We start from the raw sequence: 11859 nt of genomic DNA, 5'->3' as shown, positions 1-11859 counted from the left end.
TGAAAATCTGGCGGCCATCATACCCAAGCACTCCCCCTTATGACAAGGGTAATTGGGCGTTGCGGCGCTTATCGTTGCAATTGTGTGAGTTTTCGACCTAAGCGGCGCGTTTTAGTTCGCTGTGAGTGAAGATTTTTATGCTGATCATTGGGCTTAAATAAGCTGCCCCACGGTAAATTGCGCTGAAAAACCGTAAAGTTAAGCAAAGTCGAAATAGTCATGTAGCAATGTTGTGAAAACATGGGTAAAGTTGTGAAAGTGTTTTACTTTGATGGTGTTAGCATTTTTTCGCTACTTTAGGGAGTAGCATAGGGTTTCGCGGTTGCTATCAAGGTAACGGTTTGAGTTCATCAATAAGCCTGCGGCAGAGCATTATTAGGAGAGACCATTGGGATCACTCGTTTGTGTGGGTACGGGGTTACAGCTCGCGGGGCAAATTAGCGTATTAAGCCGCAGCTATATTGAACATGCCGATATTGTATTTTCACTCTTACCCGACGGTTTTTCGCAGCGTTGGTTGACGAAAATCAACTCCAATGTCATCAATTTGCAGCAGTTTTATGCGCAAAATGGTGAAGTTAAAAATCGTCGAGACACCTACGAACAAATGGTCAATGCCATTCTAGATGCGGTGAGAGCGGGTAAAAAAACCGTGTGTGCACTCTATGGTCATCCGGGCGTGTTTGCCTGTGTATCCCATATGGCGATAACTTGCGCCAAGGCAGAAGGTTTTTCGGCCAAGATGGAGCCGGGGATTTCGGCCGAAGCTTGCCTGTGGGCCGACTTAGGGATTGACCCTGGCAACTCCGGGCATCAAAGCTTTGAAGCCAGCCAGTTTATGTTTTTCAACCATGTGCCCGATCCCACCACCCACTTATTACTCTGGCAAATTGCGATTGCGGGCGAACATACCCTAACCCAATTTCATACCTCGAGTGATAGGTTGCAGATCCTCGTGGAGCAGTTGAACCAATGGTATCCCCTCGACCATGAGGTGGTCATTTACGAAGCGGCCAATTTGCCAATCCAAGCCCCGCGTATCGAGCGTTTACCTTTAGCGAATTTACCCCAAGCACACTTAACGCCGATTAGTACGTTGTTAATTCCGCCAGCAAAAAAGCTAGAGTACAACTATGCTATTTTGGCTAAGTTAGGGATCGGTCCCGAAGATTTGGGCTAAATTGAAGTGTGATACTGAGTCATTATTAACAATAAGGAAAAAACATGTCTGCATTATCGGATTTTTTTACCCAGCTAGGCCAAGATGCGCAGTTAATGGAAGACTATAAGCAGAATCCCGAGGCGGTGATGCGTGCCCACGGATTAACTGATGAAGAAATTAACGCTGTAATGACTGGTGATATGGAAAAGCTCAAAACCTTAAGTGGCGACCAAGACTATCAAGCCTTCTTATTAGTGAATCATGGTAATAATTAACTTATCTTGAAACGGTTACGTTGTGCCCTATTAGCCATCTTTGCTTTGTGTTCGACAGCATTGATGGCTAACTCTCTCGATTTTGATCAGGCACTCAATGAGCTTGATGTATTACTGCAATCAGATCTTAGCGCTGCGCAGAAAAAACTGGCCGAATATGAGACCGCATTTAGCAGTTTAACCCCGACACAAAAAGGCAGACTAAGAATTGACAGAGCCATTAGTTATATTTTTGTCAGTGAATATGCCAAAGCGTTAGACGATCTGCATCAGGCCGAAACCTTAATCACAAGTTCTGAATTATTAGCATCGGTTTATAGCTATCAAGCCACGGTATATATAGGGATGCGCGACTATGACAAAGCTTTATCGGCTGTCGCCAAAGCATTAGCCCTAGTGGTGAATATCGATGATATTACGATTAAACGTCACTCCTATCTAAGAATTGCCAATATTTATTCTGAAATGGACGCTTATAGCGATATGGGCCTCTATGCCAATAAGGTGTTACAACTCGCTCAGGAAACCGATGTTCGCGATATTTGCCATGCCAAATTGCTGCGGGCGATTTACTTGCTCGGTGTAAAAAGTCCTGACGCCTTCGATGCCTTCGAAGATAGCCGTGAATATTGTGATGCGAAACAATTTCCCCTTTTGGCGACTATGTCGATGAAAGGCAAAGGGATGGTATTGCAGGAGCGAGGTGACTATTTAGGCGCGAGAGCGATTTTGCTATTAGCGTTAAAAGGGTATGAAGCTTTTCAATTTCAATTAGAAATCAGCCATGTGCATGCACTACTTGCCGAGAATTACTTTGCAACGGGTGAACTGGTGCAAGCAAAAAGTCACGCTGTTAAGGTGCTCACATTTCCCGATGATAATAGTTATATCGAACATAAGCATATTGCCTACAAAGTGTTTGCCGAGTTGATGGCGGCGGACAAACAATTTGAGCAAGCCTATGAATACTCCAGAAAAGAGCAACATTATAATCAACTAATTTTTGACCAATCTAAGATGAAAACCCTTGCTTATCAGGCGGCTAAGTTTAATGCCGATGAGCAGGCGCGTGAAATCAACTTGCTGAATAAAGAGCGTGAACTTTACATCGCTCAGCAAACGGTAAAAGAACGTGAATACACTAATATGCTGATGTTTATCACGATATTAGTGGGCGGGCTGTTTTTCCTCGCGATTTTGTTAGTCGTGGGCAATTTGCAAAAACGGCGTTTTATGCGCATGGCCAGAATGGATGCTTTGACGGGCGTGCTTAACCGTGGTGCAGGGCAAGACCTGGGTGAAAATCTGTTTGTGCAAGCCGCTGCCCGAGGGGGCGATTTTTGCGTGATTTTATTCGACTTAGACCATTTTAAACGGATTAATGATTCCTACGGCCATGGTACGGGTGACTGGGCGCTGAAAAAAGTCGTTGAGGCGTTAAAACCCCATGTGCGCAATGGTGATGTGTTTGCTCGGATTGGCGGTGAGGAATTTGCACTATTCTTGCCTTACGCCAATGAATCTAAGGGGATGGAAGTTGCCGAACAATGCCGAAGCCGAATTGAAGCCATTGATACGCATCTGTCGGGGCATAAATTTACTATCACCGCGAGCTTTGGGGTTAGCGGTATGACAAAAGAAGACTTAAGCCTAGACCCTCTACTACACCGTGCCGATATGGCACTGTATGCCGCAAAATCGAATGGTCGTAACAGTGTATTCTGTTATGAGGACGCTTTAGCCTCCGATAAACGCGCCACCAATATTACCAGCCAGTTGGCAAGGCAGTAGGATACGAGTTGTATTGTCTGTGTAACTGACTGTTTAGGTTAATGTAACGCGGTTTTCTTCTTTCGCTTTTTCGGTTATTTCTTGCGTTTTCTCGATGATTTTTAGGTCAATTTTTCACACTTTTTCCTGCATAACTAGAGTATGATTGCCAGCGGTAGCCGAAGCTTTTTTCGCTTAAGGTCATACCCCTATTTTTGCCTTTCGCTAACGTTGTGGAGCCCTAATGGAAGAGTCGAGTCTGCTCACTTCTGTACTGTTATTTTTATTGGCCGCGGTGATTTTTGTACCCTTGGGCAAACGTTTTGGCGCAGGACCGATTCTGTCTTATCTCGCTGCTGGGGTGATTTTAGGCCCAGGAGGCATGGCGCTGGTGTCTGATCCCGCAGCCGTGCTGCATTTTGCCGAGCTGGGTGTGGTGTTGATGCTGTTTGTGCTCGGGCTTGAACTCAATCCGAGCAAGTTATGGGAACTGCGCAGCGCCATCTTTGGTCTCGGCAGTGGTCAGTTACTCCTTTCTTGGGCGGCAATTGGCGGTTTAGCTTGGGGATTTGGCTTATCCATTGAGGCAGCATTAGTGGTGGGCGCGGCGTTATCCTTGTCATCGACGGCTTTTGCGGTGCAGTTGATGAGCGAACATAGACTACTGACCACTCCGCTGGGTCGCGATGCCTTTGGGGTGTTGTTAATGCAAGACCTCGCCGTGATCCCCATGTTGCTATTAACCGCTTACCTTGCGCCTAATTCGGCCCAGATTGAGCACCATGCGGTGCCTTGGTATTGGACCTGTGTGGCATTAGTGGGCTTTGTGTTGGTGGGCAAATATCTGTTGCCGCGGTTACTTAAACTCGTTGCCAGCAGCGGGGTTCGTGAAGTGTTAACCGCCTTTGCACTATTGCTGGTGATGGGCAGCGCCGAATTGATGGAGTGGCTGGGGCTATCGGCGGGTATGGGGGCGTTTTTAGCCGGAATTATGCTGGCGAACTCCAGCTACCGACATCAGCTCGAAACCGATATCGAACCTTTTAAGGGATTACTGCTTGGGCTTTTTTTTATGGCGGTCGGCATGAGTATGGATCTCAAGCTGTTTTTAACCGATCCCTTACTTATCCTCGCGATTTTACTGGGCATGTTACTGATTAAGACCCTAGTGCTGATGCTGCTTGGCCGTTTACGACACCATACATGGCGCCCGAGTATTGCCCTAGGCCTTATCTTGGCCGAGGGGGGGGAGTTTGCCTTTGTGCTGCTGTCACAGGCGCAATTATCCAGCATAGTTGATGATAAAATCGCCCAAATCTTAGTGCTCGCCATTGGTTTATCCATGGCAGTCACGCCGATGATTTTCACACTATTTAGAGCCACTAAACCTAAGGTGGTGGATACACGTTTGCCCGATACCATTAATGTGACTGAGTCTGAGGTGGTGATCGCCGGATTTGGACGAGTAGGGCAGATCACTGGGAGGATTTTAGCGTCATCGGGCATTCCGTTTGTGGCCTTAGATAAGGATGCCAGCCATGTGGATGTGATCCGCAAATACGGTGGTGAGGTCTATTTTGGCGATGCCAGACGCTTAGATATGTTGATGTCGGCCGGGATTGCGCGCTCGCGCTTGTTGCTGCTGGCCGTTGATAATGTTGAGGATTCGATTGAAATTGCCCAGCAGGTGAAAACCCATTTCCCCCATATCAATATTGTCGCTCGGGCGCGTGACCGTAACCATGCCTATCGATTAATGAGCCTTGGGGTGACCGATGTGTTCCGTGAAACCTTTGGTTCGGCTTTGTCTGCCAGTGAGAAGATTTTGCAGGGCTTAGGCTTATCACAGGTACAAGCCAATGAAAGGGTGAAGATTTTTGCCGAGCACGATAAAAAGCTGGTGATCGCCAGTGCAGCCCATCAACATGATTTAGCCAAGCTGATTGATTTATCCACTAAGGGGAAAGCCGAGTTGGAGTCGCTGATGCGTGGTGACCGGGAAAACGTCAGTTAAGTCTGCCAGCTAAAACAAACAAGAGAGCCGATGGGCTCTCTTGTTGTTTATGGGCTTAAGGAAAACGCTTAGAAACTGTAGCTATATTGCAGCTTCACATTACGCTCTTCGCCCGGCATGCCACCGAGGAACATCGCCTTGCTGTAATAGTCTTTATTGAATAGGTTGTTGATATTCAATTGTAACTTCCAAGAGTCGGTGGCGTAGCTGATGGCAGAATCCACTAAGGTGTAGCTCGGCACATAACCATCTGGGATGCCAAATGAGCTTGAGTGTGTGCTTCTATTATCCACATACTTGGCGCCTAAACTCAGCTCAATAGGACTTGTTAAGGCAAACCAGTCTGCACCATAGGTTACCCAAGCACTGGCGGTCACATAGGGCACACCTTTTTGACGGCTGTCGTAGTTGGCTTTGTCATTCGGGTTTTGTTTATCCCTAGCGTCTTGATACATGCCGTTAAGGTTGATGCGCCAGTTATCGTTTAAGTGGGCATTGAGATCCAGCTCGACCCCTTGGGTATCTTCGCTGCCATCGTAAAAGTACACGGGCACCTCGGCACCTGACACGCCAGCGTTATAGTCAGGGTTGTTGTAAGGCACATTAGTGCGTGAGCTTTTAAAGAACACCAGCGATGCTAGCATCTGATCGTCAAAGGCTTTAAAGCGCATACCGAGATCGTTACTAACGGATTCTGAGTCTTCGCGGTCGGTATTTTCCCCCGTGATTGAGCCTAAGATGCTATAGGCGGTGCGACCCTTTGAGTGATTGACGAAAAATGATAAATCATCAATGGGCATATAGGTTAAGCCCAAGTTGTAGGTCACGCCGTTATCTTTGCTATCTTCCTCTGGAGTGGGGCTCGCTTGACTCGCGCTGTAGCGCTCATCCACACCTAAGTGCTCATAGCTCTGTTTGATTTCGTTAAAGGCCACGCCAACACGGGTGGTAAAGCCATAACCTAAATAACCCACATGTTGCACGCCTAAGCCCCAAGCGCTGACTGTTTTGTTGTAGTTGGCGGTTTTGAGTGGATCGTAGTCGGCAAATTTACCCGTTCCCCAGTTTGGATTGCGGATATCGTAAATGTACGGTAGCGAACCACGGTAAATCACTTCGCCTTGTTTGTTTTTAATGACTTGATCTGCATCGTAAATCGAGAATTGCTCGAGGCGAATGTTGCGGTCTTCGTAGTTAGCGTTCACCAGTAATTCGTTGTCGATATTGCCGATTTGGAAGTCGTAACGTAGATCGGCAAAATACTGCCATGAGGTTTCTTCGGCATCGAGTTGGCGGTATTCCTGACGTCTGGCGGCAAAGGGATAGAGCACGCCATTTTCAACCAGTGGCGCGCGGGGATCGGCGTTTATCTTGCCTTTGTTATTCCAGTACACATAGTTGTAGGCCCCTGTTTGACGGGCAAAACCTGTGGTGTAGTCGCGATATTGCAACTGCTGGTTGAGGAACAGATTATCGGTAAAGTAGATATTGTGGGTCAGCTTGAACCTTAATTCTTCACCTTCATTATCTTTTGCCATGGGAGAAATTAATCCCGCGTCACCAAAGGAATAGGGAGTTAAACCATCACCACTGGCGAGTGACGCCGCTAATTGCTGACGCTGCTCGTCGGTCAGTTGTATGCCTTGACCTTTAGGATCGTTTATCAAATCTTGCCAAGTGACTTCGCCCGCGGTTTTGCCACCGACAGAATCGGCATTGTAGATACGGATTGGATGGCCGATGGAGTCAACGGCAATGGCGTCTTTGATATACGCGCCGGATAGCATCAGATCTTGGCTATCACTTAATACCCATTTGAGTGAGCCGAACACTTCATCACGGTCGGCGCCTAAATCACGGTAGCCTTCACTGCGGGCGGTTTTGGCGACTAAGCGGTACGCAAGATCATCTGTGATCTCACCTGTACTGTCGATGGCGAGCGAGTAGGTATCCCACTGACCAACTTCTGTGGTGATTTTGTGTTTGGATTCAAATTGCGGTTTCTTTTCAATCAGGTTGATTACGCCGCCCGCGCTGCCCATGCCGTAGAGTCCAGTCGCTGGCCCTTTTAAAACCTCCACGGATTCCACATTGGTTAGGGAGCGAGTGGGGTTAAAGGTATTGCCAAGGCCGGCTCCGCCATACATGCCGTCATAGGTGTAGTTTGCGCCGAGGCCGCGAATCACTAAGTTATCCCCAATGCCGTAGTTATTGCCCGCTTGAGTCACCCCGCTGATATTGCGAATTAAGTCCTGCAGATTGTCGACTCCTTGGCTGTTAATCAACTCCTGGTCAACGATAACAACCGCCGCAGGGGTTTCCATCAAGGACATATCTGACTTAGTCGCAAGTCCTGAGTTTTTCACCACAGAGTTTTGTCTGCCGTATACCGTTATACGCTCGACGTTTTCATCGCGAGCTGAAGGTGTGTCATCGGCGTAGGTTGTGTGTGGTAAAGCGCTGAGGCAGGCGAGTGCAATAAGCGATAAGCGAAATACAGGCTGTAATACTGGCATTGAAAGTCCCCCAATCAGAAAGGTCGCGAATGATAATGATTTTCATCTAGTTTGCAACCCCTTGTTTGGCACTTAAAAGACCATGAAGCTTGGTTATCTTTACATATGAAATACGGTTAACTGTGTTGGGGATAAAGACCTTCACTATCACTTGCTGCCTTCATTTGGAGCAATGCTGGGTCAGATTTCTAATTTGTTTCATTTTTTTTATAAAAAAGTGATTTATTTTTTGGGTTAACCACATCGACTCGGGTTTTTGATCGAGAAACATAACCCGTGAACCCTGTCACTCTCCCCTTCCTTATTCGACTGTTTACGTAAACGTAATAGTTAAACGAGTGTTTAAATTTTTAATCTGTTTCTATTTTGTTAATTGATTGGTTTTGTTGATTTTTACCGCTTTCCTCCGAGTGGAGTTCAAAACGCACACAGGTTTCTACTTAGGTCGAATAGGCTAAAAATGCTGTATATTTAAATTTTCAATAGGTAATTAAATTACGTATAAAATTACAATGCGTTTGTAGTGGTAAAGTTGTCTGACAAATTTCACGATAAGAAAAATCTTATTTAGCTAATGATTTTAAAGTTGTTATTTATCAGCTGTTTGGTTTGTATTTTGCGTCTTGGTCAGACCAATTTTGAGAGGTTTTTTGGTCAAATTTTTTAGCGGTTATGGCACTTTTGGATAGTTGCAAATACAAATGTTTGTCTGTAAGTTTTGGTTCTAAACAAACATTTGAATGTTTTATGGTGAATGTTTGTACATGTTACTCATGTCTTTGCTGGTAACGGGTCGTAAACGAGCAAAAGGTTAGCCTCTTGGGAGGGCGAGAAGATGACGGAACACACTTTAGGTGAACAGCAATTGAATTCGACACAGAATAAGGCCACTGCGAATGGCACTCTGGCCTTAGTGGGAAATACCATCCCAGGGCAGGAGGTGATTTTTACCGAAGGCGCGCTGGCGTTGCTTGAGTCACTTTGCCGTGAATTTGCGACAGAAGTGCCCACCTTACTCGCCAAACGTAAAGATAGACAGGCGCGTATCGATAAAGGGGCTTTGCCTGACTTTTTACCCGAGACTCGCGCTATTCGTGACGGCGCATGGAAGATCCGTGGTATTCCGAATGACTTACTCGATCGCCGTGTCGAAATCACCGGTCCCGTCGAACGTAAGATGGTGATCAATGCGCTTAATGCCAATGCCAAAGTGTTTATGGCGGATTTTGAAGACTCCTTAGCACCGAGCTGGCAGAAAGTCGTGGAAGGTCAGATTAACCTGCGTGATGCCGTGCGCGGTGAGATTGAATACACCGCGCCTGAAACCGGTAAACACTACAAGTTAGGCCCAAATCCTGCGGTATTAATCTGCCGTGTGCGTGGCCTGCACTTAAAAGAGAAGCACGTTGAATTTAACCAGCAGTCCATTCCCGGCGCGTTATTCGACTTTGCGATGTACTTTTACCATAACTATCGCCAATTGCTGGCGAAGGGCAGTGGTCCTTACTTCTATATTCCTAAACTCGAGAGCCATATCGAAGCGCGTTGGTGGGCAAAAGTGTTTGCTTTTGTTGAAGAAAGATTCTGCCTGCAGCCTGGCACAATCAAATGTACCTGTTTGATTGAGACCTTACCCGCAGTGTTTGAAATGGACGAAATTCTCTATGAATTACGCTCAAACATTGTCGCGCTGAACTGTGGTCGTTGGGATTATATCTTCAGCTATATCAAAACATTAAAGCGTCATAGCGACCGTGTATTACCGGATCGCCAAGCGGTGACCATGGATACGCCTTTCTTAAGCGCCTATTCAAGACTGCTGATCAAAACCTGCCATAAACGTGGCGCACTGGCGATGGGCGGCATGGCGGCCTTTATTCCAGCGAAGGATCCCGCTCAGAACGAAACCGTGTTGCAACGGGTACGTAAGGACAAAGAGCTTGAGGCTCGCAATGGTCACGATGGGACTTGGGTTGCTCACCCTGGTCTTGCTGATACGGCAATGGGGATCTTTAACGAATACATAGGCCAAGATCATCAAAATCAATTGCATATCACCCGTGATGTGGATGCACCGATCCTCGCCGCTGAGTTATTAAAACCCTGTGATGGTGAGCGCACTGAGCAAGGGATGCGCCTGAATATTCGCATCGCTCTGCAATACCTTGAGGCGTGGATCAGTGGTAACGGTTGTGTGCCGATTTACGGATTAATGGAAGATGCGGCAACGGCGGAAATCTCCCGCGCCTCGATTTGGCAATGGATCCAACATGGCAAGTCACTCTCAAACGGCAAACCCGTCACTAAACAATTGTTTAAGGACATGCTGGTGGAAGAGTTAGCAAATGTGAAAAAAGAAGTGGGCGGTGACAGATTCACCCACGGCAAATTTACCCAAGCGGCTGTATTGCTTGAGGATATTACCACTTCGGATGAGTTGGTCGATTTCTTAACCTTACCCGGTTACGAGATGCTAACGGCTTAATGATTAGCGTTTTAATGCTGTAACACTGAATGCGTTTACATGGAATGCGTTATGGCGGCCAAGCCGCCAATTAAACCAATGGGCAGGGTGAGGCTGTGGGGCAGCTTCACTTGCTACAACATCACAGAGAAAGGAGTGACACTATGACTAAGGCAACACAGACTTCACGTCAGGCACAAATTGACGCGATCAAAAAAGATTGGGCTGAGAATCCACGTTGGAAAAACGTACGTCGCCCATACACTGCAGAGGAAGTTGTGGCACTTCGTGGTTCTATCGTACCCGAAAACACCATTGCCAAACGCGGTGCCGCTAAACTGTGGGATTTAGTCAACGGTGGCGCAAAAAAAGGTTATGTGAACTCGTTAGGTGCACTGACTGGCGGCCAAGCGGTACAACAGGCTAAAGCCGGTATCGAAGCGATTTATCTGTCTGGTTGGCAAGTGGCGGCCGACGCTAACTTAGCGGGCACTATGTACCCAGACCAATCTTTATACCCAGCAAACTCAGTGCCTGCGGTCGTAGCTCGTATTAACAACTCTTTCCGCCGTGCTGACCAAATTCAGTGGAGCAATGGGGTTAATCCGGAAGAAGAAAACTTTGTCGATTACTTCCTGCCGATTATTGCCGATGCGGAAGCGGGTTTTGGTGGCGTACTGAATGCGTTCGAGCTGATGAAGTCGATGATCGACGCTGGCGCCGCCGGTGTGCACTTTGAAGACCAATTAGCCTCAGTGAAAAAGTGTGGCCACATGGGCGGTAAAGTATTAGTACCGACCCAAGAAGCGGTACAAAAGTTAGTTGCAGCGCGCCTTGCAGCCGACGTGAGCGGTGTTGAAACCTTAGTTATCGCTCGTACCGATGCGAACGCAGCGGATTTATTGACCTCTGATTGCGACCCATACGATCGTGACTTCGTGACTGGCGAGCGCACCAGTGAAGGTTTCTACCGCGTGAAAGCGGGTCTAGACCAAGCGATTTCTCGCGGTCTTGCCTACGCACCTTATGCGGATTTAATTTGGTGTGAAACCGCTAAGCCTGACTTAGAAGAAGCACGCCGCTTTGCTGAGGCAATCCATGCTCAGTACCCAGACCAATTACTGGCCTACAACTGTTCACCTTCGTTCAATTGGAAGAAAAACTTGGATGACGCGACGATTGCGCGCTTCCAACAAGAGCTGTCGGACATGGGCTACAAGTACCAGTTCATCACTTTAGCGGGTATCCATAACATGTGGTACAACATGTTTGACCTGGCTTACGACTACGCTCGTGGTGAAGGTATGAAGCATTACGTTGAGAAAGTTCAAGAAGTTGAGTTTGCAGCAGCGAAGAAAGGCTACACCTTCGTCGCGCATCAACAGGAAGTGGGTACAGGTTACTTCGACCAAGTCACCACAGTGATCCAAGGCGGTCATTCATCGGTGACTGCACTGACTGGCTCGACCGAAGAAGAGCAGTTTTAAGCGAAGTCTGTTGTATCGCGAATAGGTTCTACCCGTAAGATGTTGTACCCGTAAACCCTGTGTTTAGCTGCATTGCAGCTGTTGTCCCCCGTGCAGTTCGCCTACATGTGCTGCACGGGTTTTTAAGTCAAACCTTGTGACTTAACTTCCTACCCAGTCAATACATTGCTT

The 11859-nt window shown here is 47.3% G+C and carries 7 protein-coding genes; 6 read left to right on the top strand and 1 reads right to left on the bottom strand.

The genetic code is table 11. From position 1 onward, the window contains the following. The first annotated feature begins 388 nt into the window (after positions 1-388). From N7386_RS15355 to N7386_RS15340, 4 genes are all read left to right on the top strand, one after another. Positions 389-1180, top strand: coding sequence for an SAM-dependent methyltransferase (locus N7386_RS15355; protein WP_279769509.1), 792 nt, complete (start codon positions 389-391; stop codon positions 1178-1180). A gap of 44 nt (positions 1181-1224) precedes the next feature. Continuing rightward, positions 1225-1437 carry a hypothetical protein gene (locus N7386_RS15350; protein ID WP_086904596.1) on the top strand — a complete coding sequence of 71 codons (213 nt, stop codon included), beginning with the start codon at positions 1225-1227 and terminating at the stop codon, positions 1435-1437. Positions 1438-1500: 63 nt separating this feature from the next. Beyond that, a complete protein-coding gene (locus tag N7386_RS15345) occupies positions 1501-3228 on the top strand; it encodes a GGDEF domain-containing protein (protein WP_279769506.1) in 1728 nt (575 codons plus the stop codon). 223 nt (positions 3229-3451) lie between these two features. Next, positions 3452-5221: a monovalent cation:proton antiporter-2 (CPA2) family protein gene (locus tag N7386_RS15340; protein WP_279769505.1), complete on the top strand. Its 1770-nt coding sequence runs from the start codon at positions 3452-3454 to the stop codon at positions 5219-5221. Between the two features lie 68 nt (positions 5222-5289). On the opposite strand, the gene N7386_RS15335 is transcribed toward N7386_RS15340, so the two are convergent. Beyond that, complete coding sequence (locus tag N7386_RS15335) at positions 5290-7737, bottom strand: TonB-dependent receptor (protein WP_279769504.1); 2448 nt, start codon at positions 7735-7737, stop codon at positions 5290-5292. Between the two features lie 835 nt (positions 7738-8572). On the opposite strand from N7386_RS15335, the gene aceB reads away from it, so the two are divergent. Together aceB and aceA are read left to right on the top strand one after the other, a co-directional pair. Then, positions 8573-10222, top strand: a complete 1650-nt coding sequence (gene aceB, locus N7386_RS15330; protein WP_279769503.1) for a malate synthase A — start codon at positions 8573-8575, stop codon at positions 10220-10222. Positions 10223-10365: 143 nt separating this feature from the next. Beyond that, positions 10366-11688: an isocitrate lyase gene (aceA, locus tag N7386_RS15325; RefSeq protein WP_086904378.1), complete on the top strand. Its 1323-nt coding sequence runs from the start codon at positions 10366-10368 to the stop codon at positions 11686-11688. Positions 11689-11859 lie beyond the last annotated feature (171 nt).

This window comes from Shewanella sp. GD04112, assembly GCF_029835735.1.
Lineage (GTDB): Bacteria > Pseudomonadota > Gammaproteobacteria > Enterobacterales > Shewanellaceae > Shewanella.
The sequence above is the reverse complement of the archived record's forward strand: the minus strand, read 5'-3'. Positions and strand labels throughout refer to the sequence as shown.